The sequence below is a fragment of the Neolewinella aurantiaca genome, from assembly GCF_008014675.1.
In the GTDB taxonomy this organism is placed as follows: domain Bacteria; phylum Bacteroidota; class Bacteroidia; order Chitinophagales; family Saprospiraceae; genus Neolewinella; species Neolewinella aurantiaca.
This window is the reverse complement of the sequence record NZ_VOXD01000026.1, coordinates 72,710-98,476: the sequence shown is the minus strand read 5'-3', so window position 1 is coordinate 98,476 and position 25,767 is coordinate 72,710. Positions and strand designations below refer to the sequence as shown.

25 protein-coding genes are annotated in these 25,767 nt (G+C 52.5%); 16 read left to right on the top strand and 9 right to left on the bottom strand.

What is annotated here, in order from left to right:
• Positions 1-118 (bottom strand): transposase (locus FUA23_RS23160; RefSeq protein WP_147931808.1); only part of this gene is annotated, 118 nt, incomplete at its 3' end.
• A gap of 151 nt (positions 119-269) precedes the next feature.
• On the opposite strand from FUA23_RS23160, the gene FUA23_RS16190 reads away from it, so the two are divergent.
• A complete protein-coding gene (locus tag FUA23_RS16190) occupies positions 270-1,190 on the top strand; it encodes a T9SS type A sorting domain-containing protein (protein WP_147931804.1) in 921 nt (306 codons plus the stop codon).
• Between the two features lie 27 nt (positions 1,191-1,217).
• Here the strand turns inward: FUA23_RS16190 and FUA23_RS22590 are convergent, their stop codons facing one another.
• Entirely contained in the window at positions 1,218-2,894 is a 1,677-nt protein-coding gene (locus FUA23_RS22590) for a T9SS type A sorting domain-containing protein (RefSeq protein WP_147931803.1), read from the bottom strand.
• A gap of 202 nt (positions 2,895-3,096) precedes the next feature.
• Between FUA23_RS22590 and FUA23_RS16180 the strand changes: the two genes are divergently transcribed.
• From FUA23_RS16180 to FUA23_RS16165, 4 genes are all read left to right on the top strand, one after another.
• Positions 3,097-3,999 carry an oxidoreductase gene (locus FUA23_RS16180; RefSeq protein WP_147931802.1) on the top strand — a complete coding sequence of 301 codons (903 nt, stop codon included), beginning with the start codon at positions 3,097-3,099 and terminating at the stop codon, positions 3,997-3,999.
• 221 nt (positions 4,000-4,220) lie between these two features.
• Positions 4,221-4,475 (top strand): CBU_0592 family membrane protein, encoded by a 255-nt coding sequence (locus FUA23_RS16175; RefSeq protein WP_147931801.1) that lies wholly within the window; start codon positions 4,221-4,223, stop codon positions 4,473-4,475.
• 140 nt (positions 4,476-4,615) lie between these two features.
• Entirely contained in the window at positions 4,616-5,698 is a 1,083-nt protein-coding gene (locus tag FUA23_RS16170) for an aromatic ring-hydroxylating oxygenase subunit alpha (protein ID WP_147931800.1), read from the top strand.
• A 97-nt stretch (positions 5,699-5,795) separates the two neighbouring features.
• The gene (locus tag FUA23_RS16165) at positions 5,796-6,488 is read left to right on the top strand and encodes an SDR family oxidoreductase (protein ID WP_147931799.1); all 693 of its coding nucleotides are present in this window, start codon (positions 5,796-5,798) and stop codon (positions 6,486-6,488) included.
• A 70-nt stretch (positions 6,489-6,558) separates the two neighbouring features.
• Here FUA23_RS16165 and FUA23_RS16160 read toward each other — a convergent pair whose 3' ends face one another.
• Both FUA23_RS16160 and FUA23_RS16155 read right to left on the bottom strand, forming a co-directional pair.
• A complete protein-coding gene (locus FUA23_RS16160; protein ID WP_147931798.1) occupies positions 6,559-7,482 on the bottom strand; it encodes an MBL fold metallo-hydrolase in 924 nt (307 codons plus the stop codon).
• 174 nt (positions 7,483-7,656) lie between these two features.
• On the bottom strand, positions 7,657-8,202 hold the full coding sequence (locus tag FUA23_RS16155) for a VOC family protein (RefSeq protein ID WP_187271095.1): 546 nt from the start codon (positions 8,200-8,202) through the stop codon (positions 7,657-7,659).
• 227 nt (positions 8,203-8,429) lie between these two features.
• Between FUA23_RS16155 and FUA23_RS16150 the strand changes: the two genes are divergently transcribed.
• On the top strand, positions 8,430-9,191 hold the full coding sequence (locus FUA23_RS16150) for a hypothetical protein (protein WP_147931796.1): 762 nt from the start codon (positions 8,430-8,432) through the stop codon (positions 9,189-9,191).
• 50 nt (positions 9,192-9,241) lie between these two features.
• Entirely contained in the window at positions 9,242-9,814 is a 573-nt protein-coding gene (locus tag FUA23_RS16145) for an LOG family protein (protein WP_147931795.1), read from the top strand.
• 111 nt (positions 9,815-9,925) lie between these two features.
• Here FUA23_RS16145 and FUA23_RS16140 read toward each other — a convergent pair whose 3' ends face one another.
• Positions 9,926-11,107, bottom strand: coding sequence for a trans-sulfuration enzyme family protein (locus tag FUA23_RS16140; RefSeq protein ID WP_147931794.1), 1,182 nt, complete (start codon positions 11,105-11,107; stop codon positions 9,926-9,928).
• 201 nt (positions 11,108-11,308) lie between these two features.
• Between FUA23_RS16140 and FUA23_RS16135 the strand changes: the two genes are divergently transcribed.
• Entirely contained in the window at positions 11,309-12,172 is an 864-nt protein-coding gene (locus FUA23_RS16135; protein ID WP_147931793.1) for a glycoside hydrolase family 16 protein, read from the top strand.
• A gap of 29 nt (positions 12,173-12,201) precedes the next feature.
• Here FUA23_RS16135 and rfbC read toward each other — a convergent pair whose 3' ends face one another.
• On the bottom strand, positions 12,202-12,732 hold the full coding sequence (gene rfbC / locus FUA23_RS16130; RefSeq protein ID WP_147931792.1) for a dTDP-4-dehydrorhamnose 3,5-epimerase: 531 nt from the start codon (positions 12,730-12,732) through the stop codon (positions 12,202-12,204).
• 78 nt (positions 12,733-12,810) lie between these two features.
• A complete protein-coding gene (locus tag FUA23_RS16125) occupies positions 12,811-13,362 on the bottom strand; it encodes a DinB family protein (RefSeq protein ID WP_147931791.1) in 552 nt (183 codons plus the stop codon).
• Positions 13,363-13,481: 119 nt separating this feature from the next.
• Here FUA23_RS16125 and FUA23_RS16120 point away from each other — a divergent pair, with 119 nt between their 5' ends.
• Positions 13,482-14,933 carry an HTTM domain-containing protein gene (locus FUA23_RS16120; protein WP_406603409.1) on the top strand — a complete coding sequence of 484 codons (1,452 nt, stop codon included), beginning with the start codon at positions 13,482-13,484 and terminating at the stop codon, positions 14,931-14,933.
• A gap of 13 nt (positions 14,934-14,946) precedes the next feature.
• Here the strand turns inward: FUA23_RS16120 and FUA23_RS16115 are convergent, their stop codons facing one another.
• On the bottom strand, positions 14,947-15,858 hold the full coding sequence (locus FUA23_RS16115) for a glutaminase (protein ID WP_147931789.1): 912 nt from the start codon (positions 15,856-15,858) through the stop codon (positions 14,947-14,949).
• Between the two features lie 913 nt (positions 15,859-16,771).
• Entirely contained in the window at positions 16,772-18,544 is a 1,773-nt protein-coding gene (gene aspS, locus FUA23_RS16110; RefSeq protein WP_147931788.1) for an aspartate--tRNA ligase, read from the bottom strand.
• A gap of 287 nt (positions 18,545-18,831) precedes the next feature.
• On the opposite strand from aspS, the gene FUA23_RS16105 reads away from it, so the two are divergent.
• The 7 genes from FUA23_RS16105 (at position 18,832) to FUA23_RS16075 (ending at position 25,568) form a co-directional block, all read left to right on the top strand.
• On the top strand, positions 18,832-19,338 hold the full coding sequence (locus tag FUA23_RS16105) for a hypothetical protein (protein ID WP_147931787.1): 507 nt from the start codon (positions 18,832-18,834) through the stop codon (positions 19,336-19,338).
• Positions 19,339-20,053: 715 nt separating this feature from the next.
• Positions 20,054-20,584, top strand: a complete 531-nt coding sequence (locus FUA23_RS16100; RefSeq protein ID WP_147931786.1) for a DUF3124 domain-containing protein — start codon at positions 20,054-20,056, stop codon at positions 20,582-20,584.
• Between the two features lie 168 nt (positions 20,585-20,752).
• Positions 20,753-21,430, top strand: coding sequence for a response regulator transcription factor (locus FUA23_RS16095; RefSeq protein WP_147931785.1), 678 nt, complete (start codon positions 20,753-20,755; stop codon positions 21,428-21,430).
• Positions 21,427-22,689: a sensor histidine kinase gene (locus FUA23_RS16090; RefSeq protein WP_147931784.1), complete on the top strand. Its 1,263-nt coding sequence runs from the start codon at positions 21,427-21,429 to the stop codon at positions 22,687-22,689. Before FUA23_RS16095 ends, FUA23_RS16090 begins: the two co-directional genes overlap by 4 nt.
• Before the next feature lie 302 nt (positions 22,690-22,991).
• The gene (locus FUA23_RS16085) at positions 22,992-23,441 is read left to right on the top strand and encodes a PepSY-like domain-containing protein (protein ID WP_147931783.1); all 450 of its coding nucleotides are present in this window, start codon (positions 22,992-22,994) and stop codon (positions 23,439-23,441) included.
• Between the two features lie 117 nt (positions 23,442-23,558).
• Entirely contained in the window at positions 23,559-24,485 is a 927-nt protein-coding gene (locus FUA23_RS16080) for an SdiA-regulated domain-containing protein (RefSeq protein WP_187271094.1), read from the top strand.
• A gap of 51 nt (positions 24,486-24,536) precedes the next feature.
• Positions 24,537-25,568: an AI-2E family transporter gene (locus FUA23_RS16075; protein ID WP_147931781.1), complete on the top strand. Its 1,032-nt coding sequence runs from the start codon at positions 24,537-24,539 to the stop codon at positions 25,566-25,568.
• Positions 25,569-25,767 lie beyond the last annotated feature (199 nt).

The window sequence follows — 25,767 nt, the reverse complement described above, 5'->3', positions numbered from 1 at the left end:
CCCAAGCGGGAAATCTAGTCTGTGATAAATTACGCCATTGAACTCCGGTTCGGGTAACATAGAGAATGGCATTAAATACTACTCGTAAGTTTAGTTTGCGTTTTCTCTTCCAGTTCAGAAATTTTTTTTATAACTTTCCATTGGTTGTTAGTCAGCGGGGTGTATCGCCTTTGCCTGTTTTAGTTTGTTTGATCACTTTTTAAAACAGGCTAACAACCACTTTTGGTCGCTCACGAAATTCCCCAACAAGCTCTTAATCATCATTAACCATGAAATATTTTATCCTATTACTCTTAGTACTTTGCGCAGCAATATCAGGTTTACATGCGCAGGACGCTCCTTACCTCCCCACCGCCGTAGAAGGAGCGAATTGGGTAATTGAAGATAGTGAAACACCACACTTCCCATATCTATCCTTCGTTCGAAGAATTGAAGGGGATACTACGGTGGATGGACGTGATTACAAGAAGCTTTACCAACAGGTGATTGATCACATTATGGATGAACACACCGATCCACCGCTGGCACGGCCGTACAACGTGTTTCCCGAACGGGAATTGATTGCCCTTCTACGGGACGATATTGCAGAGCGGAGGGTGTACGGGAAGGTGAGAAGTACTTTCAGTGGCGCGGCTGAATTTTCGGAGGATGTACTGCTGCATGACTACAAACTGGAAGTAGGTGATACGCTGCGGGGAGCGGGTTTTGACCCCAATGCAGGTGCTCCGGTCATCTACGAAGTAGGTGAAGAGTTCAGTTTCGGTCAGGTGCGCCGCGTCCAGAGAGCGGATGACGGCAGCTACATCGAAGGAATCGGCTCGAAGTATGGTCCGACCTCAGGTGGGTCAGCTCTTCTCATTGGCTGCTGTATAAATAGCATCGTTGAATACTGTGTAGGCGATTTGTCTGACTGTAATATCTGGCTTACCCCTGTGACTGAACTGCACCGAGACCTCACCATCAAATCCCACCCCAACCCCTTCAAAACCCAACTGAATTTCACGCCGTCAGAAAACCACCCTGGTGAGACCATAACGGTCAGCCTGCGCGACCTGGCCGGGCGCTTGCTCAAAGAGGACGATCTGGGAAATGGCTTGCAATGGACAACAGGTGACCTCGCGCCAGGAGTTTACCTGGCAACGTTTACCAGCGGGATGCGCAGCAGTACGGTAAAGCTGGTAAAACAGTAGGTCGAGAGTTACGCCAGCCAGTATCGGTTATCGCCGTACTATCCTGAAGTGTTCAGACCGGCTTCCTTGGGCAACCACCACGAGATACACTCCGGCAACCCAATCGGAAGTTGGTATCGAAACATTTGCTCCGGCCGAGTAATTGCGCTGAGACACTCGCTGGCCATCTACCGAATAAACCGTTACGATGAACGGTTGGTCCGGGTTACTCTGTTCAACAAACAATCGATCATCCACCGGATTAGGGAAGACCCTGGTTGCGCCAGGATCGGTAGCGTTCAGTACTACCACCGAAGACAGTACCTCGCTTCCATCCAGGTCTACCTGCCGAAGGCGGAAGTAATGTACGCCGACCTGGTCAGCACTGTAGGAGTACCGGTAATTAGCCCCGGCGGTCTCACTACCCGTACCCGGAATGTTTGCCAGTTCTGAAAAGTCATCTGAGGCAGACATCTCCAAGGAAAAGTGACTGAAGTCTTCCTCCCGAGCGGTTGCCCACTCCAAAACCAGGTTTTTGCCGGAGACAGAACCTGTGAAACGGATAAGCTCAACGGGGAGTACGGTACAGGATTCTGATCCAGGATCAGAACCGGTCCCGTCAGGACAAGTGATACACTGTCCGTTGGCCTGATAGGTGCCGGCAGGACAAAGTTCACAAGCTGATTGGTCTGCGTTAGGGACGGAGCCCGGTCCGCAGGAGGTGCATTCTGTGGCACCCTCTATTGAAGAAACGGTTCCGGCGGGGCAGGATACGCAGCCTTGTCCGTTGTCGTAGGTTCCAACGGGACATCGTATGCAGTCGGTTTGGCTACCGTTAGGTATCGATCCCGGTCCGCACGAAGTACATTCAGTTGCTCCTGGGCCGGTGGATACGGTTCCCGGGGAGCAGGGGATGCAACTCTGACCACTTTGATAAGTTCCTGCGGGGCATTGCTCACAGGCGGTTTGGTTTGCGTTAGGGATTGATCCTGCTGGGCAGGAAGTACAGACCTCGGCGCCGTTTCCGGGAGAAATGGTTCCCGGCGGACAAGTGAAGCATTCCGGGCCACTTTGGTAGGTGCCGGCAGGACAAAGTTCACAAGCTGATTGGTCTGCGTTAGGGACGGAGCCCGGACCGCAGGAGGTGCATTCTGTGGCACCCTCTATTGAAGAAACGGTTCCGGCGGGGCAGGATACGCAGCCTTGTCCGTTGTCATAGGTTCCAACGGGACATAGTATGCAGTCGGTTTGGCTACCGTTAGGTATCGATCCCGGTCCGCACGAAGTACATTCAGTTGCTCCGGGGCCGGTGGATACTGTTCCTGGGGAGCAGGGTACGCAACCTTGCCCGTTGTCGTAGGTGCCGGCGGGACATAATATGCAGTCGGTTTGGCTACCGTTAGGTATCGAGCCTGGTCCGCACGAAGTACACTCAGTTGCTCCGGGCCCGGGCGAAATCATTCCGGCTGGGCAGGAGACGCATGTTTGTCCGTTGCTGTATGTTCCGGCGTGGCATAACACACAAGCGGTTTTAGCGGAGTTGGGTACACTCCCCGCAGCGCAACTGAAGCAACTGGATTGGCCATCGTTAGGCTGAACGGTGCCGGGAGGGCACGTCTGGCAACCGGTATCACCTAAGAAAGTCCCCGGCGGACAAGACTGGGCGGCCAGAAACTGACAGCAAAATAGAAAAAGGAGGGTAGCGAATAGTGTCTTCCGTGTCATGTAGGGTGTGCTTGTGTGAAATAGTACTTACCCATAGATTACACTGAATGTGAGTTCGTTACGGTATGGTAAGATAAGTAGAAAAATCTTTCAAACAAATTGCACCGAACCGAATACTGCGTTGCAGTTGGCGAAGAAGTTAAGGTGTTCGAACAGCCAGCTCTCTGTGGCCGTTACAGTAGCCTAACCAAATATTAAGATTATGTCTGACTTCAAATCAAATCCATCCGAAACAGTGTGGTTCATAACCGGTGCTTCTTCAGGCTTCGGCGAAGAACAAGCCAAGCTCCTTCTGGAAAAAGGCTACAAAGTGGTAGCTACCAGTCGTAACGTCGACGACGTGAAGCATTTCGAAAAAGATTATCCTGAAACCGCACTGTCATTGCCACTCGACGTCCTCGAAGAGGATCAGATTGTTAGCGCAGTGAAGCAGGCAACGGATAAATTCGGCCGCATCGACGTGCTGCACAACAACGCTGGTTACGGCACTTTCGGCGCACTGGAGGAATTTTCCACTAAAGAAATAATGGCGCAATTCAACGTCAATATCTTTGGGTTGATCCGTCTCACGCAGGAGGTACTCCCGATCATGCGCGAGCAGCAATCTGGTACTATCCTGAACATGTCGTCCGTAGCAGGACGCATATCTTTCCCCGCTTTCGGCCTCTATTCCTCCACTAAGCACGCACTGGAAGGACTAAGTAAAGGACTTGCGCAGGAAGTCGCTCCGTTCGGCATCAAAGTAATCCTGGTCGAACCGGGCGTGTTCCGTACCGACTTCGGTGGCCGCTCCCTGGCTGAAGCGAAGAACAAGATCGAAGCCTATAAGCCCATCCGTGAAAAAGTGATGGAAAACCTCGGCGGACAGTACGAAGAGTTCGACGATGAACAGGGCGACCCGGCCAAAGCCGCCAAAGCCATGCTCAAAATCACCGAAGTGGAAAATCCGCCGCTCTTCCTCGCCCTCGGCTTGGATGCTTACGACAACATCGACAAACAAATGCAGCGCGAGCGCAAGCAACTCGAAACCTGGGAAGAACTCACCAAAGCAACCGCTTACCAAAGCAATGTCGAAATTTTAAAAGAGGACCTGACAACCGTCTAATCATTGGCGCGTTTCCGATAATGAATATGACCACGGCCTCCCGGAATATCCGGGAGGCTTTTTTTGTTCCGCCAGGACGCCTGGCGCAGCGATGGGCGGTAAATTATCGATATTTATCGGTGGGGTCCATTTATATCCAATAGTGCCTCGCCAGACCGTAGCATTTGCAACCGGGGTAATTTCCGGACATTTTGATTTGACCAAGCTAAAATATACCGATCATGACACCAACAGATTATTTGGGCTTTGCCGGCGTTTCCCTGATTTTGCTGGCCTACTTCTTCAACCTCCGCAAGTGGCTCGACACCGATGACCTGACCTACGTGCTGCTCAACTTCACCGGGGCGTTCCTGGCATGCCTCGCGTCGGTGCTCATGGAGTACCTGCCTTTCGTTTTATTGGAAGGAGTGTGGTTTTTGGTGTCGGCCGCAGCCCTTTGGCGGCGGTGGACAAACAGGAATAAGCGGATAGCTTAACCCTTTTTGCAACGAGCTGTGCCGGTCAACTTTCCTTGCATCCTGCGCTCGCGCCAAATGGCTTTTTGGCGCGAACGCAGGATGCAAAAAACGCTTTTGAAGAGCAGGGTGGGAGCCGGGTAAAACCATAACTTTAGCCCATGAACAATTCGATTAACCCCGATATCCGGAAAGCCGAGACTCTGCCTGCTGATTTTTATACCAACCCTGCGCCCTGGGAGGCTGCGAAGGAAAAAATCTTCGCCCGCAGCTGGCAGTTCCTGGGCGACGAACAACGCCTCTTCGCCGGGCCAGAAAACATTCACCCCGTCTGGCTGCTGGAGAATTACCTCGACGAACCGCTGCTGCTGTCTAAAACCGATGATGGGGTGAAGTGCCTCTCCAACGTCTGCACCCACCGGGGGATGCTGCTGGCCCAGCACCCAACGCAGGCGCGCAAAATCACCTGCAAGTACCACGGTCGCCGCTTCTCGCTCGACGGAAAGTTCGAGTACATGCCCGAGTTCAAAGAAGCCGAAGACTTCCCCCGCCCCTGCGATCACCTCCACGAATTACCCCTCAGGAAATGGCGGCAATTCCTCTTCACGAGCCCCGACCCGCGCATTGATTTTGACGCCATCACCCGCCGGCTGGACGAACGGCTTTACTTCCTCGACATCGAATCCTTCACCTTCCGCCCCGAGCTGACGAAGGTGTACAACGTAAGCGCCCACTGGGCTTTGTACATCGATAATTACATGGAAGGTTTCCACGTCCCTTTCGTCCACAACGACCTTGGCGCGCTTCTCGATTACGGCAGTTATACCACCGAATGCTACGAACAGGTCGTGACGCAGATCGGCTACGCCAGCGGGACCGACTTTACCTTCGACCTACCCGAAGGACATCCTGATTACGGCCGCGACGTTACGGCTTACTATATTTGGGCTTATCCGAACTTCATGCTCAACGTTTACCCCTGGGGCATCCAGTTCAACGTTGTGCGGCCGGTAACTTCCACGTTCACCAAGGTAGAGTTCCTTTACTATATCCACGATATGGAAACTTTCGGTCTCATGAACGGAGCACAACTTGCCGAGAAGACGGAACGGGAGGATGAGTTTGTGGTGGAAGCCGTACAGCGCGGCCTCAAATCCCGCTTCTACGATACAGGGCGCTTCTCGCCGACGCGGGAAACGGGCGTACACCGCTTCCACGAGCTGGTGTCGCAGGCGCTGTCTTAGCGTCCGTCCTGAAGCTCTTTCAGTGAGCGGACTGACAACGAACTCCCTGCGTACGAAACCCAAACGAACCAAAATTCCAACCAACCAAAGAACCAATATGCAAACCGCACTAGTAACCGGCGCGAACCGGGGCCTCGGCAAAGAAACCGCCCGCCAACTCGCCAAAAAAAGCTTCAAAGTGATCCTGACCAGCCGCTCGGAAGCAGGCCGATCCGTAGCCGAAGAATTTCGTGCTGAAGGCCTCGACGTCGACTTTCACCAACTCGACGTCGCCGACGGCCAAAGCATAGCCGAATTAACCGAATACCTTCTGGAGAAATACGATCACCTGGATGTTCTCGTCAATAACGCCGGCATTCATTACGATACCTACCAGAATACCCTGAACGCTGATTTCAGCATCGTCGAAGAAGCCTTCCGCGTTAACACCCTCGGGCCCTGGCGGGTGAGCAAAGCACTGATGCCGCTGCTGGAAAAGAGTGACGCAGGACGAATCGTCAATGTTTCCAGCAGCTCGGGGTCGTTCAAGGATTCATGGCCCGGTACGCCGGCGTACTCCATGTCGAAATGTGCCCTCAACATGGTAACCCTGAAGATGGCCGCTGACCTTGAAGGCACAAAAGTGAAGGTGAACTCCGTTTGCCCCGGCTGGGTGCGTACAGCGATGGGCGGGCAGGATGCCCCCCGCGATGTTTCCGAAGGCGCTGCTTCCATCGTTTGGGCTGCGCTCATCCCCAAAGATGGCCCCAACGGTGGCTTCTTCCGCGACGGCGAAGCGGTGAGTTGGTAAAGCAACCTCTGCGTTGTTCAGCGGTATCAGCCAGGGAACATCGCAGTGATTTAACCAGAGGTCAACCTGGCTATCGCTTGAGTTGCTTGTACATCACTTCCAGGTTTACATCCCGGAGTTTTTCTCCGAATTTCCACTCGGGAGCTCCGGGGATGATAGTGGTTTTCTTCTTCAATTCTTCAAGGCTGGTACCTCTTTTCGTTTCCTTCTTCACGTATCTGCGCAGCGATTTCAGGTACAGCTCAAAAGCCTTGATGTCGGCAGAGGTACCTACTACCGGGTAGTCATCGGCGGCATGGCCAAAAATGAAGAGGGTGTCTTTGTTATAGGCTTTACGAATGTCTTTAAGTACGTTGGGCCAGTTCACGATGTTGCCGCCCGCCTCCGGATCAATGTAGGGGAAGCGCCGGTTGAAGAGCAGATCGCCCAGGTGAGCAACGTTTGCGTTTTCGAAATGTACCACCGCGTCGCCACCGGTGTGGGCTTTACCGAAGTAATTGAGACTGATGGATTCTTTGCCGTCGGGCAGGTTGGTACTCCAGCTGCCATCGAAAGTGGTGGAGGGCAGCGCAACAGACCCTTCTTCTCCTTTTTGGGCGAGGCTGTCGATCAGGTTTTGTTTAGCCCGCTCGTGGCTGACGTGCGTTCCGGCGAGGCCCGCAAAAACGGTATTGCCAGAAGTATGGTCTCCGTGGTGGTGGGTGTTGGCCAATACACCGAATTGAGTGAGTTTGCCTTTTTCCTTCAGCATTGCCAAAAGTGTATTGGCAGCATCCGGAAACTGGGTGTCGACAATAACTCCACCCTCAGGCATACCACCGGGAAGGTACACACCGATGGTGCCACCCCGGTTGGTGTAGTATCCAACGTTGCCACGCAGCATCGTGAGTTTTGGATCGGCCGCAGGCCGGTACCCCCTGGTGAACAGGCGGGTCATTGGCGCGGCGGACAGAGCAGTAATGGCAGTGGTGGTGAGGAAGTTACGGCGATTCATGGGCAAATAGAGGTTGTAAGAATAGAAGGTCAGGTCGCAGCCATTTGTTGTACAGCAAACCAGATAAAAACCAAAGGATTACGAGTTGTAAACGCGTGGAATTCATTTTTACTCATCCGGAATTTTCCCAAAATGTTATAATTGTTCAGGGCTTAACATAGTTGCCAGAGGTTGTTAACCTCCCAGCTCTATCCGGATTACCTCATCCAATGGCAGTTCGTGAAATTTAACGCTGAGACCTCCTTTCAACCGCAGCCGCAGGTCTGCGTTCAGGGGCTTGTTTACGCCTGAGCGGTCGATATCGGTCTCCTGAATGCCCAGATGTTCTGTGATCCAGTCGGAGAACGCTGCCAGTGGCCGGTCGGTAACAAACTCAACGTGTTCCCAACCTTCCGGGTAGGGGCTGCCTGGCTTGGGTTCCGGCAATTCTAACAGCCAGATATCTCTGCCCCGAAACTGAAAGGGCTCCGCCATACGGAAGGTGGAAATCTGACGGCCTTTGATTGGGGATTCGACTAACAGCTCGTTGTCTTGCAGCAGCGCGGATTTGAGTTCTTCGTAGCGCTCTGTGGTTTCCACGCGGTAGCACAGGTGATCGAGTTGAAGGTGGTCCAGAAGGCCTGGGGATCGTTCCAATTCATTGAAGAGGGCCGTAAGAAAGTCTGAAGGAGAAGGAAGGTACAGCGTATCGATAGTTGGAGAATTGTTTGGTTTGTTCAAACTCAAATGCCTCTGACTCAGGTGTAGTCAGCGGGGCAATGGTGGGCGTAAAATAGAGAGGTTTTTGTGACCGGCCGGCAAGGAGTATAAGACTAAAATGAGAATGAGGGAGTTGAGAACGTGTTTTGTGTAATCAAATAAGTTTCATTGCAAATAAAATGCACATTTAAGTTTCATTTTTGTTTGTAATGTTGTATCTTTGAGTAAACACCAAACACTTTGCTGGAATGCCTCTTTTACCCATTAGTACACTTTCCTCTGACCGTTTTTCCGCAGTCTTTTCTGCTTTCCTGGCCCGGCGGGTCGACCGCCTTTCAAGGCGGGTTGATCGGTTCACTTTCTGGCGCCAACCGCAGGTTGGCTATACGTTTGCCATCAATACGGATGCAGTCGGATTGCGCCTCTGCCACCGGCTGTTTTCTGCTTACACCGGGCGGTTCAACAGTCGTTTTACCCGTTGCCGCATTGAGGATGTACCGGAGCTGGCCCTGGCCCTTGAGCATCTGCCCCGGACTGAGATCCACAACTTTACGATGTTCGTAATTGGTCAGCTGAGCCAGGAACGTGACCGGTTCGACTTCGATTTTTACGAGGTGGTGTCGGACCTTCTGCGCCAGTTGCTGGAGCGCCGTCCCTACGCAAATGAGACCGATATTTTACGGATGGGGGAGGCTCTTTTCTTTCTTTCTCCCAATGGGTACGATGGCATCCTCTACTGGCCGCTGTCCGCCTATTTGCGCAGCGTTCGGGCTTCTTACGGCGGGCGCCGGCCTGCGGAGAGCCTGTGTGAAATTCTTGAGGTAATGACCGCAGAACTCAGTGATCATTTTACGTTCGGCTACGCTGCCGAGGCAAGGTGCTGTCAGGCATTGATTACTGAATTGCTGGAGGGCAATACTGCGCCCATTCGTACGCTACCGCCGTCAGGTGACCTTGCCGGAGCAGAAGAGTTATATGCGTCTTACCAGGAACTTGAGTTTGGGGAGTAACTTCCTGAGTTCTGCCCGATGTTCCTACCTTGCCGGCCAAAAAACGACCTATGCAATCTGTAGCTATATTTTGTGGTTCCTCGTCTGGTGCCGATCCCGTTTATGCCGAAGCCGCTAAGGCCATGGCTGCCGCCATTGTTGAGCGGAATTTACGCCTGGTTTACGGGGCCGGCTCCGTCGGCCTGATGGGAACGGTAGCCGACGAAGTGCTGCGCCTGGGCGGCACCGTACTCGGCGTGATTCCTCAGTTTCTTGTCGATATGGAAGTAGGCCACACCGGCCTGACGGAATTGATCGTCACCGAGACGATGCACGAACGCAAACTGGCGATGGCCGAGGCATCCGACGCTTTCATCGCGATGCCCGGCGGCATCGGAACTCTGGAAGAGATCATCGAGGTCTTTACCTGGACGCAGCTTGGTATCCATCAAAAACACTGCGGGCTTTACAACGTAAATGGCTACTATGATCACCTTTCCGCTTTACTCGGCCACATGGTCGCGGAGAGATTCCTCAAGGATGCCCACGCGGAACTGATGCATACGGGCGCGGACGCAGGTGCATTGCTCGACGTCGTGATGAGCAAAGAAGGAGCGGAGTTTCAGGGTAAATGGCTCGGTTAAGTTGATCAGTCCGGTCACAGCACGCTCCGGGTACCAACATTCAAGCTTTCGGTAGGAGAACGTGAATGTTTTGTTCGTACCCGAAACGCACTGCAACCTGCTTCAATTAAACTACCCAATGGCTTGCTCCAGGTCCGCAATTATATCCGCCACGGCTTCAACACCGACGGACAGGCGCACCAACCCGTCCGGGATACCGTGCGCTGCGCGCACGGCGGGGTCTACACCCCGGTGGCTCATGGTGGCGGGGTGGAGAACCAGCGTGTCCACATCGCCGAGGGTCGGCGTGAGGGTACAGAATTTGATCCGGTTCATGAAGGCCATCCCGGCTTCGGTACCGCCGGAGAGCTCAAAGCTGAGCATACCGCCGCACTGGACCATTTGCTTTTTGACGGTCGCCTCGTCCGGGTGGCCCGGCAAACCGGGATAGTTGACGCGGGTGACTTTTGGGTGGGCCACCAGCCATTCCGCAACGGCCTGTGCGTTCTGGCTGTGACGTTCCATCCGCAGGGGCAGGGTTTTGAGTCCGTTCAGCACCAGCCAGGCGTCCCAGGGGTTGCCGCTGCCGCCGTAGAGCCGGTAAACGGGAATGAGTTTTTCGGCCATCAGTTCTGCGTCGCGGCAAACAATCGCCCCCGCAATACCCGTTCCGTGCCCGTTCAGGAATTTGGTGGTGGAGTGTACCACGATGTCGGCCCCGAATGAAAGCGGACGTTGCACGAAGGGCGTCGCAAATGTATTGTCGGCTACCAGCAGTGCACCATGGGCGTGAGCAAGTTCTGCCAGTTTGGTCAGGTCCGTTACCCGCAGGGTAGGGTTGGAGGGCGTTTCGACATAAACGATGCGAATGGCGGGGTTGGCCTTGAGAGCTGCCTCTACTGCTGCTGCGTCGCGCAAATCCACCGTTTCCATCCCGATGCCGCGCTTGCCGAGTTGCTGCAGCAGACCGGTGGTGCCGCCGTAGAGGTCGGCTTGGGTAAGCACCACCTCGTCTGCTTCGCAGACGCCGAGAAAAACAGTAGCGATGGCACTCATGCCGCTGGAGCAGAACATTCCTGCGGCTTGTTCGTCCAGGCCGAACCCTTCCAGTGCGGCAATTTTATTGGCTGCGGCATCAATAGTGGGGTTGCCGAACCGGCCGTAAACGTGGCCTGGCTGCTCGCCAGAGAAAATAGCCATGCCTTCTTCAATAGTATCGAAAACAAAACTGGAGGCCGCTACCAGCGGAACCTGATGCGGAGGATTGAAACTGGGTACCTGGGGGTCGCGGATGGCGATAGAATCTAAGGTCAAGGGACTTGAGTTTTTGGATGGGGGAATTTTGCTTCGCAATGTCGGTAGAAAAAACTTATTGTCGCAACATGTACCTGCTTTGGCGCTCTTTGCTTTTCTAACTTTCCCTGCACCTGCGGCAGCGCCCTGCTGACGAATATGGCTCTGGTGTTTGCATTGAGGTTCAGGCCTGAGTACCTTTGCTGCCCAAATAATTAAACTATGCGCAATCTCATCATCGTTTTCCTCTTTTGCCTTACTTGTTGTGTGGTTACCAGCTGTAAAAGCGATGGCTCCGGGCCAGCCCCCGTATCCAGTATAAGTGAACCTGCGGGAGGAGGTGAATATGTACCCGACGGCTACAAACTGGTTTGGGCCGATGAGTTTGAAACGCCCGGTCTGCCGGACACCACGCGCTGGGGATACCAGACGGGAGGACACGGATGGACAGCCAAAGAACGCCAGCTTTACACCGAGGCAAACCCCGACAACGTACGGGTACAGGACGGTATGCTAAGCATTACGGCCCAACTGACGGCGGAAAACCGCAGAAACCCTTTCTCCAGCACGCGCCTGGTTACGAAGTACAAGGCTACTTTTGAAGAAGGCTACTTCGAAATCCGCGCAAAGTTCCCCGAAGGCGACGGTCTGCGTTCCGCATTCTGGATGGTTGGCGACACAGTAAGCAAAATTGGCTGGCCAAAAGCCGGAGAAATCGACCTGGTTGAGCATTACGGTAAGTTCCCGACGGTAGTCGGTGCAGCGGTGCAAACTCCCGACTTTTTCTGGAGCGGTAAAGGACAAAAGGGAGGCTCCCGAATCGTAAAGTCCGCCACTACGGAGTTCCACGTTTACAGTTGTGAATGGACGAAAGAACGATTAACTTTTGCCGTAGACGGAGAGGAGTACTGGACTTACGAACCGCTTCCCGGCCGTGCTCAGATGGGGTACCCGTTCGCGTGGCCTTTCTACCTCGTAGCTAATGTTTCGGTCGGTGGGCTTCGCGGTCCGGAAACCGCACAAATCAACACCGGAATATTCCCGGCAAGCATGTACCTCGATTACGTCCGCGTTTACCAGAAGTAATGGGGTATAACTGTCAGGCTATAAATTGATTAGCGGGCTATGCTGTCCCACGTAAGATCGCGTTCAGCGACCACCAGTTCTGCATCTACTTTCGGCCATTCAATACCGATGGCCGGGTCGTCGTACCGGACGCCTCCCTCCGCATGCTTGGCGTAAAAGTTGTCGCATTTATACGCGAAAACGGCGGATTCAGACAAGACAAGGTAACCGTGAGCAAATCCTCTGGGGACGAACAATTGCTTTTGGTTCTCTCCGCTGAGGCGGATACCGAACCATTCGTGCAGGGTGGGGGAGCCTGGGCGCATATCTACTGCGACATCGAAGACCTCTCCCTCGATGACCCGTACAAGTTTAGCCTGTGCGTGCTCACCGGTCTGGAAGTGCAGGCCCCGTAAAACGCCACGGGAGCTGCGGGCCTGATTGTCCTGAACGAACCTGGTGTCGATACCGGCAGCGGCAAAGGTCTGTTCGTTCCACGACTCGAAAAAGTATCCCCTTTCGTCGCCGAAGATGCGAGGGGTGAAGACCTGAAGTCCTGCTATTGGGGTGGGGGTAAACAAAGGCTTGTTTTTAACTGGTTTATGGGAATGTCCTGTTGTCGCTGACTCCCGGAGGAGCAGGCTAATTACGTTTGGTATTTACCAGCCCCGGTAGCGGGGTGGAGTGAGTTCGAGCAGTCTCATGTAGATGAGCAACTGTGCCCGGTGATGTGTGGCGTGATCCTGCAGCAGGTAAATGACCACTCTCCGGCTTTTAGGGCCGGCAAAGAAATTGCTTACTGGTTCGTTCCACCGCTCCTCGGGGAGGTTCTGCACGGCAGCTGCGCCGAAGGCGTAAGCATCGCTGAGCAGGTTGGTTAATTCCTTGCGGTTCAGGGTTTGAGCAGATAGTTTTGCTCCGAGTTTTTCCTCATCGAAACCCGGAGGCTGATGATCAAGAAAACGACGGCTGAGGCCGTAAATATTTCCTGCAATGTGTTGAATCTGCTCCTGAACACTCATTTGATTCTCCGTTGGCCGGTAGCTGAGTTTATCGTCGGGGATCGTAGCGAGAGCTTCCATAGTATACGCCTTGGAGTTGCTCCACTTCTCCAGCCACTCGGAGTGGGCAGAGACGGTTTTGACCTCCTGAGCGGAAAGGTTAAGCGAAACGGTAACAAAGAGAAGGAGTGGGAGAAGAAATCGTAGCATGCCGCGAAGGTAGAAGTTAGGAACTAAGAAGACATAATTTTATCTGCCGGAATTTAGCCAGCTGCCGGTAAATGCGGAACTTTGCCCTTATCCGGCAGGTTGATGACCGGTGAACTAAACTGCAAGCAATCGAACAGTCCAGATTATTTACTCCCACCAATGCTTCCTCCCTTGTTTTTCTGCGCATCGCGTTGGGGCTTCTCGGGGGGGGCGATATTTTGGGTAATGGTATTTATTACCATTGGTACCTCGATGAATTCAGCGGGTTCACCTTCAGTTATTACGGCTTTGAGTGGGTAGGCCCGTTGCCGGAGCCTTTTCTTTCGCTCTTCTTCGTCGGTGGTTTTCTGTTGGGCATAGCGGTGGCCCTGGGGTGGCGTTTCCGGGTGACTGCGCCACTTTTTGCTTTGGCGTTCACCTACCTTTTTCTGTTAGAAAAAGCCCACTACCTTAACCATGCTTACCTTTTTACGTGGCTGGCCTGGCTGCTGGCGCTCACGCCGGCCTGGCGGGAGTTTTCGCTCGATGTACGGCGCAATCCGCAGGATTGGTCACCTCAGGTTCCAGCCTGGTCGGTCTGGATTTTCCCGGCTTTGATGGGCATCGTTTATTTTTTCGGGGGAATTGCCAAGATGAACTACGATTGGCTCATAGCGGCAATGCCGATGAAAATGTGGTTGCAGGCCCGTTCGGAAATGCCGGTGCTCGGCCCGCTCTGGGCGCAGGAGTTCACGGCTTATTTCATGTCATGGGCCGGGATGTTGCTCGATTTTAGTGTACCGTTTTTGCTCCTGCACAAGCGCCTGCGGTGGGTCGCGCTGGCGTTATTGTTCGGTTTTCATGCTACCAATCACCTGTTGTTCAATATCGGTATTTTTCCCTACCTGTCCATGGTGCTCACCAGCATGTTTTTTGCACCCGACTGGCCAAAGAGGTTCGTGAGGTGGATCGCAGGATCAAGGGACAATTCAGGAGGTCGGAGCGGCCTTCTGGCGGGGGCGCGGTCGCAGGTGCAGCGTTGGGTTGAAGGGTGGCAAAGCGTGGTGTCTCGCTCCTCCGGTGGTACCAACGCTTACTGGCAGTACCAGGCTCGGATGATGAAGCCGATTCTTGCCGGCATTGTCCTCATCATTGGTGTACACATATTGCTTCCGCTTCGACACTGGGGTTTTAACTCCGATGTAGCCTGGAGCGAAGAGGGGCACCGTTACAGCTGGCGAATGATGCTGCGCAGTAAGCAGGGCTCCGGTAATTACCGGCTTGTCGACAACGCTACTGGCGAAGACGAAGTGATCAACCTGCGCGACAGTCTCTCATCCCGGCAGTATCGAAAAATGGTAACTCATCCTGATATGATCCTCCAGTACGCGCACTACCTGCACGAACTCCGGTTACGGGAAGGCAAAGACGTTGCGGTTTATGGCCGCTTCCGCGTCCGCCTCAACGGACGAAAACTACAGCCGTTCATTGACCCGGAAACAGACCTCGCTTCGGTGCAGTGGCAATGGTTCGGTAGTAAACAATGGGTGCTTCCTGAAGTAATGCCTACCGAAAATCCGGTAGGGGAATAATCATTTTTCAGGCTTAATAGATACTGTCGCCTACTTCAGAAGTAAAGCCCTCTAAAAAGGCCATCCCGAAGTGAGAGTTTCCTTTATAGTTCAGGGGAGGACTCCAAACCGCTACGCAGTAATCCCGGGGGCGCAGCGCAACTATACCACCTCCAACACCGCTTTTACCGGGCAGGCCTACCCGGAAAGCAAACTCTCCGGCTTCGTCGTACAAACCGCAGAGTTGCATGATCGCATTTAGGCGCTTTGTCATGCTGGTGCTGACGATCCGTTCTCCTGTGAACGGGCTTACGCCCTGATTGGCAAGAAAGAGGAAGGTACGTGATAACTGGCTGCAGGTCATTTCTATCGCGCAAAGCGAGCAGTAAAAGTCTAGGATGCGTTCGGTATCGTTGCGAATGTTTCCGAAGGAGCGCATGAACTCGATCAGGGCACGGTTGCGGGCGCTGGTTTCCCGCTCCGAGGCGGCTACGCGCTCGTTTACCCCGATGGAATCATCGCCACTCAGCGAGTGTACGAAGGCAAGGAGGTCCTTTCTAGGCTCCGCCAGGTAGTCTAACAACACATCGCAAACCACAAGTGCTCCCGCGTTTATCATAGGGTTACGGGGGATGCCTTTGTCTTGTTCCAACTGAATAAGGGAGTTGAATGGGGTGCCGGAAGGCTCTACATCGACGCGTTTCCAAAGCTTTTGGTTCTCCCGCTGATAGGCCATCGTCAGACTTAAGACCTTGGCGATACTCTGAATGCTGAAGCCTTCGTCCGAATCTCCGAAACAGAATTCGCGTTGGTCAACCGTTACGGCATGGACGCCGAATTTGGTTGGGTCGACATGCGCCAATTCCGGAATGTAACTGGCCACTACGCCCGTGTTCTCTGCCGGAAGGTTAGCGTGTAGTTTCGCTAACAGATCGTTTACGTTCATTCTAAATGTTGGTTTGGAGTGCTGAAGGTAAATAGTATCATCTGATCGTGACTGCCGCAGCAGTATCTGCGAAGCAAAGAAGGGGCAGAAAATGTGCATTTACCCTAAAATGTGTGTTGCACTATGACAAAAACGGAGGGTAAATATTTCCTGGAGGATGGCAGCCAATCCCTTATCGCTTTTCCCTTATCCGCCCTCCGGTAGGCCCGAGCTTTAGCCGGAGCCTTGAACAATTAAGATCACGGCTGAAGCCGTGTCTACTGTGAACGGGCTCTTAGCAGCGGCAGCCAATCGCTTATCGCTTTTCCCTTATCCGCCCTCCGGCAGGCCCGCGCTTTAGCCGGAGCCTTGAACAATTAAGATCACGGCTGAAGCCGTGTCTACTGTGAATGGGCTCTTAGCAGCGGCAGCCAATCGCTTATCGCTTTTCCCTTATCCGCTCTCCGATAGGCCCGCGCTTTAGCCGGAGCCTTGAACAATTAAGATCACGGCTGAAGCTGTGTCTACTGTGAACGGGCTCTTAGCAGCGGCAGCCAATCCCTTATCGCTTTTCCCTTATCCGCCCTCCGGCAGGCCCGCGCTTTAGCCGGAGCCTTGAACAATTAAGATCACGGCTGAAGCCGTGTCTACTGTGGACAGGCTCCTGGTAGCGGCAGCCAATCCCTTCGCTTTTCCCTTATCCGCTCTCCGGTAGGCCCGCGCTTTAGCCGGAGCCTTGAACAATTAAGATCACGGCTGAAGCCGTGTCTACTGTGAATGGGCTCTTAGCAGCGGCAGCTAAGTCGAAAATCAAGAGCGCAAAGTGTTACGCTACAAACTAAGTTTTATGTTGTTGGAAGAGGCATAAAAAAAGCGATGATTAAATCATGTGATCTAATCATCGCTCAGGTTGAAAAGCTGTCAGGCTTGAAGGTTATTCGCTCTTAGCGGGTACCGTGATTTTCAGGTTCAACTCTTTGCACTGGGTCTCGTCGATAGAAGCGGGGGCATCGATCATTACGTCGCGGCCCTGGTTGTTCTTCGGGAAAGCGATGAAGTCGCGGATGGAAGACTGTCCGTTCATTACTGCGCAGAGACGGTCGAAACCGAAAGCGATACCGGCGTGGGGTGGGGCGCCGTACTCGAAGGCACCCATCAGGAAACCGAACTGCTCTTCGGCTTCTTCTTCGGTGAAGCCGAGGAGTTTGAAGTTTTTCTCCTGGAGGGCCCTGTCGTAGATACGAACGGAGCCACCGCCAATCTCAGCGCCGTTGATGACGAGGTCGTAAGCATCGGCTTTGAGCGATTTCATGGTCTCGTGATCGCCGGTCAGCATCCGTTCCACTTCTTCGCGCTTAGGGCTGGTGAAGGGGTGGTGCATGGCGTGGAAACGCTCGGAGTCTTCGTCCCATTCAAGCAGGGGGAAGTCGACGACCCACAGCGGAGCGAAGGCTCCTTCGGGGATCATATCGTACTCTTTGGCTACGTGCAGGCGGAGGTTACCGAGTTGCGCGCGGCTTTTCTCGTCTTCGCCGGAGATGACGAGCATCAGATCGCCCGGCTTTGCACCTGCGGCCTCGCCCCATGCTGCTAAAGCTTCCTGATCAAAGAATTTATCTACGGAGCTCTTGAAGGTGCCGTCTTCGTTGCACTTCACATACACCAAACCTTTGGCTCCAATTTGCGGACGCTTAACCCATTTGGTCAGGTTATCGAGGTTTTTGCGGGTGAGGTCTGCTTTGCCGGGTACGCAGATGCCGACGACGAGCTCGGCGCTGTCGAAAACACCAAAGCCTTTATTTTGGGCCACGTCGTTGAGTTCAACGAGGGGCATGCCAAACCGCAGGTCTGGCTTGTCGGAGCCGTAGAGACGCATTGCGTCGTCGTACTGCATCCGGGGGAATTCGGGCAGTTCAACGTCCTTCAGCTTTTTGAAAACGTGGCGGGTAAGCCCTTCGAAGGTGTTGAGGATCTGCTCTTGGGTAACGAAGGCCATTTCGCAGTCGATCTGCGTGAATTCCGGTTGACGGTCAGCGCGGAGGTCTTCGTCGCGGAAGCACTTCACGATCTGGAAGTAGCGGTCGTAACCGGCTACCATCAGCAATTGCTTAAAGGTCTGGGGGCTCTGTGGCAGGGCGTAGAACTGACCTTCGTTGAGGCGACTGGGGACCACGAAGTCACGCGCTCCTTCGGGCGTAGACTTGATGAGGAAGGGAGTTTCCACTTCCACAAAGTCCTGATCGCCGAGGTAGGCGCGAACCGCCAGCGCAAGCTTGGAGCGGAACATGATGTTTTTCTGTAGCGGACCACGACGGAGATCGAGGTAGCGGTATTGCATCCGTAGGTCATCTCCTCCGTCCGACTCGTCTTCGATGGTGAAGGGAGGCGTTTTGGCGCTGTTGAGGACGATCATCTCGTCGGCAACGATCTCTACGTCTCCGGTAGAACGGTTGGGGTTTTTATTGGTACGCTCACGTACAGTTCCGTTTACCTGGATTACCCACTCACGGCCGAGTTTACGGGCTTTTTCGGCCAGTTCGGCGTTGTCGTCCTGGTCAAAAACAACCTGGGTGATGCCGTAGCGGTCACGGAGGTCAACGAAAGTAAGGCCGCCGAAATCACGGCCGATCTGGACCCAGCCAGAGATTGAAACTTTTTTGCCGGCGTCGGAAAGGCGGAGTTCGCCGCAGTTGTGGGTGCGAAACATGAAGTTCTTATTTTGGACGGGCAAAGATAGAACGCGGGACAGATAGAATCACGGATTTTGACGGATTCCCCGGATTGATCCCTATTAAGTAGGATGCCGAAGGCCAAATGCTTTTCCATTTCTGGAGAAACGCCAGGTTTATTGCGGTCGATTCCTGCAAAATCCCCGGCCGGGTAAACCAGCGCTGTCCCCCATGTTAAATCTTTTGCAGCAGACATAATTAGTTTGATCGTACCCGAACCCCGGTACTTTGTACCGGTTCAATAACAAAATACACCCCAAACGCCATGGCCAATAAAATATATCAGGAAAAGCAACGGTTTCACGACTGGTTCATTCTCGTTTTGCTCGTTCTGGCAACTGCCGGACTGCTCTACGGGGCGTCCTCCTATTTCTGGAGGCCCGAAACTGATATTGTATACAGCATCGCCAGTTTGTTGCTGGCTCTTGGCTTGGGATATGCTATTTACTGGCTCACCAGCCTGAGGTACAAACTGACGATTACCGACGAGAAAATTAAACTCAAGATCAAAGGACCAATCGCTTCCTCCAAGAAAATTGCCTGGGACGATATCGAATCCTGTACCATTGTCAAGACGCCATCTCTGACCAAATTCGACCGTCCTAAAGTGACAATGACCGACGAAAAATTCTACTCTCTGGATGGCCGCAACGGGCTAATGATCAAAACCAAAGACGGTAGCCATTACTTCATTGGCGTTCAGGATGTGGACGAGCTCAAAGCTGCTCTGAACAGTGAGGAGGAAATCTGGGAAGTGATCGCCAACGATTAAAACGGCAGGAAATCTTTCCTCGGAGGAAGAGCCGGGCCTTAAGCGCAGCCAAAGAACCGGCTGGTGGTGTGTCACCACCGTTGCCCTGATTTCAGGCATACATTCCTTATCTTTTGTTTGACTAACAGCATAGCGAAAAGAAAATATTACCCTTATTCGGGCTTTGAAGAAGCAGCATCTCTGCTTTTCTTCAGGGCTTCATATTATAGTTTCAGAAGTTCTTTAGACTCTATTCATTTTTTAATTTTTCAGATCATGCAAACCAAAAGCTTTTGCTTTTTCATCTTGTTTCTACTACCCGTGTTAAGCGCAACAGCGAATGATGCGGAGCTCTCTTCCGTCGACTCTATACCATGGAGTAAGAGGATCGAGCGGTTACAGCGTATGGAAAAGCTTTCAACCATCTCCCCCCATTATAAGAACCCCAATGCCGCCGGCCGCTTCACGGTTACCCGGAAACCAGCTGCTCCAGCTGCAAAGGCAGAAGCGCGTTCTTCGCCTGCTGGGCCTGCTTACAAAAACAGCCGGGAACGATCCTTCAGAAGCAGTAAGAGAGTCGCGCCCGTACGGTCACACCGGTGGGTAGCGGGACCTCGTTACAAAAACCGACGGATCAAAAAGCGGTCTACCCGGCTTATTTCCAGATGGAAATAGCCGATATTGCCGATGATTCCGTTTGTTATAAGCGGTATTTCCCTCATAAAACCAAAAGCCAATGCGTGATTTTTCATTTACCGGACCAATTATGCTGTTACTAGCGCTTTTGGTGGTCAGCTGTGACCCTTCGCCGCCCGCCCGTGAGATTACTTCCATCCCCGCGGAAGATTGGACGAGGCGGCAGGCCGAAGTTTTTGCGACTGATTCTATGGAAACGGGGAGTACTTACCTCTCAAGTTATTCCGAGATATACACCAAATCTGAGACCCATACTTTCAGCCTTACGGGAACCATCAGCTTGCGGAATATCAATCTGAAAGACACCGTCTACATTGAAGGGGCTGATTACCACAAGACGGACGGTGAGCAGATCAGGAGTTATTTTGATACGCCTATCTACCTGGCGCCCCTCGAAACGGTTTCGATCATCATTACCGAAGGAGACCTGGAGGGTGGGACGGGAGACAACTTTGTGTTCCGCTGGCGTAAGCCCGTTGGGAGCCACGATCCTTTCTTCGAGGGGATCTTCATTTCTGTTTACGGGCAGCAGGGTATATCCTTCACCACACGGGGAATCAGGATTAACTGACACGAAGAGGTACTACTGAACGACCGGAGGGCGCTGACGCAGGTGCAATGACCGGGTTTAAGAAGACGGGGACAAACGCCTGCATCTCTTTCATCCTTTCTGTGCACCTGCGTTCGCGCCGCCGGGTCTTTCCAGAATCTTTACGTATTTCAGTCATTATTTTACCCCATGAAAATTCTAATTGTAGAAGACGAGGTTGGCCTGAGGGAAGCTATCGGAAGCTCTCTCGAAAAAGAAAGCTACCGGATAGAAACGGCGTCTGATTTTGACACGGCGTCCGAAAAAATATTCCTCTACGAGTACGATTGCATCCTGCTGGACATCATGCTGCCCGACGGGAACGGCCTGGAGCTGTTGGCAGAACTCAAAAAGCAAGGCAAGTCGGAAAACGTTATCATCATCTCCGCAAAAAATACCCTCGACGACAAGCTGAAGGGCCTGGAACTGGGCGCAGACGACTACCTGACCAAGCCCTTTCACCTCGCAGAACTGAACGCCCGCGTAAAGGCCGTTCTCCGCCGCAATAAACTGGACGGGAAAGAAGTCGTGGAATGGAAAAACGTCCGCCTGGACCTAAACGATCGCCAGCTCTTCGTAAACAACCAGGAGGTACAACTCAACCGCAAAGAATTCGATATCCTCAATTATTTCCTCCTCAACCAACAGCGCCTTGTCACCCGCGTTGCTCTGGCCGAATACGTTTGGGGAGATCATATGGACCAAGCGGATAACTTCGATTTTATTTACTCACAAATAAAGAACATCCGCAAAAAACTTAAGGAATCGGCTGCCGAAATCGAAATCGAAACGGTGTACGGGCTTGGCTACAAACTGGTCCGGATATGAAGTTGCTGAACCAGTCTTTGCTCTATTTATTCGTGCCGCTGTTTGTCATCGTCAGTGTCTGGGCGGTGGTGTTCTACGTGAATATGCTCGATGAGGTTTACGACAGTATCGACGACGGATTAGATAACTCCAAGTTGCTGATCATCAGGAAGTCTGCCGAAGACAGCACGGTGCTTTCGCGCAGAGAATTCGCGGAAGGTAATTACTCGATCCGGGAGATTGGCCAGCGGAACGCACTGGCCAGAAAAGACCTTTATCAGGACACGCTCATGTACATGCTCAACGAAGAAGAGATGGAGCCCGTCCGCTTACTCACAACAGCTTTCGAACGGGGCGGGAAGTATTACGAGCTCAAGGTCATCAATTCGATGGTGGAAGAAGACGACCAAATTGCCAATTTGCTCTGGTCCGTGCTTTGGCTCTACCTGTTGCTGCTGGGGAGTATTGCACTCATCAATAATCTGGCCCTCAAGAAGTTGTGGCAACCCTTCTACGATTACCTAGAGCAGTTGAAGCGCTACCGGATAGACAGAGATGAAGAAATGAATCCCATTGAAACCGACACCAAAGAGTTTCTGGAACTTAAGAAGTCGGCCGACATCCTGATCCTGCACAGCCGCGAAGCCTACCGCAACCAGAAACAATTCAACGAAAACGCGGCCCACGAGCTGCAAACACCCCTGGCGGTAATCACCAACAAACTTGAATTGCTGCTGGAAGACAGCCGCCTGATGCCCGAAAACGCCGCAGTCGTTAGCCAGGTGATGGATACAACCGCCCGCCTGATTCAGCTCAACCGCTCTTTATTGCTGCTGAGTAAGATCGAAAACAAGCAGTTTTTCGATAACCATCCCGTATCCATCAACCAGGTGATGCGGCGTGTGGAGGACGAACTGGAGGAGCTGTTTCTTTACCGGAATATCGAAATCAGCTTCGAGGAAGCAGAAGAAGTGGTTGCCAATATGGATGCTCACCTGGCGTACGTCCTGGTTGCCAATCTGATACGAAACGCCATCTTTCATAACATTGAAGGGGGAACCGTCAGGGTCGCCTTCGGCGACCGGTCAATGACCGTAAACAACACTTCGTCCACCGGCGAATTGAACGGGAGTATGGTCTTTAAACGGTTCTACAAAGCAGACGGAGCACGAAAAAGCACGGGCCTGGGACTGGCCATCGTGCACGCTATCTGTGACCTTTATGGCTATAAAGTCTCTTACTCCTACGAAGACTCTCACTCGTTCCGGGTGGATTTTTAACGCCTTGCCCGGGCGTAAATCTAAATGTAGAAATTGCCATGCCTGGAAACCTCTGGTTTCCCCTCTGCTGACTCGCGTCCTGGATCAGGTTGACCAGTAAAAGTCCCTAGCCTGCGGGTAGTAGACATAGTTTGTTTCTGCCCGAAATGCTATCAATCTGCCCTTTTTGATGCAGATAAACTCTGCTTGAATTCAAATCAGGAATTGCATTACCAATTCTTTACAGAATCGCCCCTGAACTTTGTGGTATCAATCACCGGGACAACCGGCCTTATGGGCGGTCAGGCCCCAAATTTTATACCATGAATAAGCAATTTTTTGCCTTTGTCGCTTTTACAATTTTGTTTGCCTGTAACGCCTACGGGCAATCAACCTCCTACGGGGAAGTCCCCTCGGTGGTCAAAAATCATTTCTCCTCCAACCACCCGCAGTCTGTAGACGTAGAGTGGAAACGGGAGGGCGAGTTTTACCGTGTAGAATTTGAAACCGGTACCGATGCTGACTACAAAATCTGGTACGACAGTGGCAGTAACGTTGTGCGCAAGGAAGCCGAGATCCTTCCCAGTGAACTGCCCCGGGCCATCGTTAACACCATCAACGCCCAGTTTGAGGGCTACACCATTGATGATGTCGACATGATTACAACACCACAAGGCACCACCTACGAGGTTGAGCTGGAGGCATTGTTGAAAAAAGACTGGGAAGTCGTATTCAGCGCCGACGGAAAAGTGCTCGCCAAAGTAAAAGACTGAAACTGCTAAGCCGTAAAGTTCCTGATAATCCGGAATGATTCGTTCGGGGTGGCTGGCCGATAATTCTGTCGGCCACCCTTGCTTTTTAATCCTAAAATTTCAACCATGAGTTACTACATGAAACCACTACTTGCTGTTGCCTTCGGCTTCTTTGCCATCTCCGTAACGGCGTTCACGTATGTCGTCGAGCATCAACCGTTCAATAAAGATCGCTACGGCAAGGTAACGACCGCAGTCAAACGCTCCTCCGGCGAGTACGACTTCCTGCATCCGCATTCATCGAATGAATTGCCGGACGAGTTGCTGGAAGTCTCCGGCCTGACCAATCTTGATGGAAATACCCTCGCCAGTGTACAGGACGAGGATGGCATCGTGTTCATCTACGACCTGACCCAAAAGAAGGTAATCCGGGAGATCGAATTCGCTGGCCCCGGCGACTACGAGGGAATTGCCCGGGCCAATAATAGCCTGTACGTACTGCGCAGCGACGGTAAAATTTTCGAAATTGATGATTACCGCGCGGATAAATTTGAGGTAACCTCCTTCAACACCGATGTGCCGGTCAAAGAAAGTGAAGGACTCAGTTTCGATGCCGGTAATAACCGGCTACTGATCGCCGGGAAATCAAAATCGAAGGACGACCATTATGAAAACATGAAAGTGGTCTATGGCTTTGACCTGACGAAAAAGGAAGTCTTGCCCGCACCCGTATTCACTTTCAGTGAAGACCAGATCGCACGCGCGCTCAAGTCTTACGGTGCAACGAAGAGTGGCAAGAAAAAAGGAAAGGAGGCTGGGATCAATCCTTCGGGAATTGCAATTCACCCGATCACAGGCCAGGTATATATTTTATCTTCTCAGGATCACCTGCTTTACGTCATGAGCAAAGCTGGTGAAGTAGAAGGTGTTCACCCGCTGGACAAAAAGCATTTTGCTCAGCCAGAGGGAATTACCTTTCTGAAAAATGGTGATATGTACATTTCTAATGAGGGCAAGAAAGGAGGCCCGACATTATTGGGATTTGGCTACGGAAAAGCAAAGTAAAAATTTGCTATTTCCGGTGACCTTTTAGCGTCAATCCGGGTTTTCACCCTAATGCTACCACTTCAGAAAATAACCTACTCCCTCGCCCTGGCTTGCCTGTTCGTCTGTCTGATGATTTTTGGTAAGGTTTTGCTCGTTCCCGTCGTGATGGGCTTTGTGCTTTGGTACCTTATTAATGCCGTAGATCAGCTCGTCAGAAAGGTGCCTGTTCTTGGTATACGAAGTGCCCGCGGTGCCAGTCTTTCCGTTGCTGCCATCCTCGTGTTGGGTGTCATCGTACTGGCGGGCAGCCTGATCGGATCGCAAATTCACGAGATGATCGATACTGCCCCTGAATATTGGGTCAATCTGGAACGGCAGTTCGCGCACATACTCGCCGGTTTTGGCTACGACGAAAACCTGACCCTGAAAACGCTTACCCAGGAACTTAACGTCGATGACTACCTGCTGGGTTTACTGGCCACTTTCACCACGGCTACCCGGCAGTTTTTGCTCGTTTTACTTTACACGCTTTTCCTCCTGGTCGAGCAACACACTTTTCCGCGGAAACTGGCCGCTTTGGAACTTAGCTCTCACCGGAAGGCGAGGTTGTTGGGAGTGCTCAACAAACTGAATAAGGCCATTCGGACCTACGTTGGTGTAAAGTTCGCAGCCTCTTTCGCTACCGGTTTTCTGAGCTACTTCGTTATCGCTTATGCCGGGGTCGACTTCGCCATTTTCTGGGCTTTCTCCATTTTTGCCCTCAATTTCATTCCCACCATCGGTTCCATCGTTGCCACAATTTTGCCCAGCACCATGGCCCTTGTTCAGTTCGATTACCTTTCGCCGTTCATAATCGTAGTGGTGGGAGTGGGAATCATTCAACTTTGTATCGGGGGGCTGCTGGAACCGAAACTATACGGTGATGCGTTGAATATCAGTCCCTTCGTAATAATCTTTTCCCTCATCCTGTGGGGGTTGTTATGGGGAATAGTCGGCATGCTGCTGTGTGTACCCATTACGTTTGCAATCATCACTTTTCTGGCGCAGTTCAAATCAACCAGGCCGTTGGCGGTACTTATGTCGCGCAGGGGGCGGGTTTAGTCCCGCAACGATTTTAAGGCGCGTACGCAGGTGCAAAGAGGGTTTTTATGTCAGTTTTCGACCGTGGTAAGATCGGTAGATAGCGTAAACTTCGGCTGTTTCCTTCGCATTTGTGGCTGACGTCACGGCCACCATTGATTCAAGTTAAGTTGTCCGAACGGTAACCGTTCCTTTCTTCTTATACAGTAGCCCCGGCTTC

Excerpts from the sequence above, each read along its gene's own strand:
- FUA23_RS16095 (WP_147931785.1), top strand. The coding sequence starts at position 20,753 with ATGAAAATTCTAATTGTAGAAGACGAGGTTGGCCTGAGGGAAGCTATC.
- FUA23_RS16100 (WP_147931786.1), top strand. The coding sequence starts at position 20,054 with ATGCGTGATTTTTCATTTACCGGACCAATTATGCTGTTACTAGCGCTT.
- FUA23_RS16175 (WP_147931801.1), top strand. The coding sequence starts at position 4,221 with ATGACACCAACAGATTATTTGGGCTTTGCCGGCGTTTCCCTGATTTTG.
- FUA23_RS16145 (WP_147931795.1), top strand. The coding sequence starts at position 9,242 with ATGCAATCTGTAGCTATATTTTGTGGTTCCTCGTCTGGTGCCGATCCC.
- FUA23_RS16165 (WP_147931799.1), top strand. The coding sequence starts at position 5,796 with ATGCAAACCGCACTAGTAACCGGCGCGAACCGGGGCCTCGGCAAAGAA.
- FUA23_RS16105 (WP_147931787.1), top strand. The coding sequence starts at position 18,832 with ATGGCCAATAAAATATATCAGGAAAAGCAACGGTTTCACGACTGGTTC.
- FUA23_RS16170 (WP_147931800.1), top strand. The coding sequence starts at position 4,616 with ATGAACAATTCGATTAACCCCGATATCCGGAAAGCCGAGACTCTGCCT.
- FUA23_RS16160 (WP_147931798.1), bottom strand. The coding sequence starts at position 7,482 with ATGAATCGCCGTAACTTCCTCACCACCACTGCCATTACTGCTCTGTCC.
- FUA23_RS16090 (WP_147931784.1), top strand. The coding sequence starts at position 21,427 with ATGAAGTTGCTGAACCAGTCTTTGCTCTATTTATTCGTGCCGCTGTTT.
- aspS (WP_147931788.1), bottom strand. The coding sequence starts at position 18,544 with ATGTTTCGCACCCACAACTGCGGCGAACTCCGCCTTTCCGACGCCGGC.
- FUA23_RS16115 (WP_147931789.1), bottom strand. The coding sequence starts at position 15,858 with ATGAACGTAAACGATCTGTTAGCGAAACTACACGCTAACCTTCCGGCA.
- FUA23_RS16075 (WP_147931781.1), top strand. The coding sequence starts at position 24,537 with ATGCTACCACTTCAGAAAATAACCTACTCCCTCGCCCTGGCTTGCCTG.
- FUA23_RS16190 (WP_147931804.1), top strand. The coding sequence starts at position 270 with ATGAAATATTTTATCCTATTACTCTTAGTACTTTGCGCAGCAATATCA.
- FUA23_RS16180 (WP_147931802.1), top strand. The coding sequence starts at position 3,097 with ATGTCTGACTTCAAATCAAATCCATCCGAAACAGTGTGGTTCATAACC.
- FUA23_RS22590 (WP_147931803.1), bottom strand. The coding sequence starts at position 2,894 with ATGACACGGAAGACACTATTCGCTACCCTCCTTTTTCTATTTTGCTGT.
- FUA23_RS16080 (WP_187271094.1), top strand. The coding sequence starts at position 23,559 with ATGAAACCACTACTTGCTGTTGCCTTCGGCTTCTTTGCCATCTCCGTA.
- FUA23_RS16085 (WP_147931783.1), top strand. The coding sequence starts at position 22,992 with ATGAATAAGCAATTTTTTGCCTTTGTCGCTTTTACAATTTTGTTTGCC.
- FUA23_RS16135 (WP_147931793.1), top strand. The coding sequence starts at position 11,309 with ATGCGCAATCTCATCATCGTTTTCCTCTTTTGCCTTACTTGTTGTGTG.
- FUA23_RS16150 (WP_147931796.1), top strand. The coding sequence starts at position 8,430 with ATGCCTCTTTTACCCATTAGTACACTTTCCTCTGACCGTTTTTCCGCA.
- FUA23_RS16125 (WP_147931791.1), bottom strand. The coding sequence starts at position 13,362 with ATGCTACGATTTCTTCTCCCACTCCTTCTCTTTGTTACCGTTTCGCTT.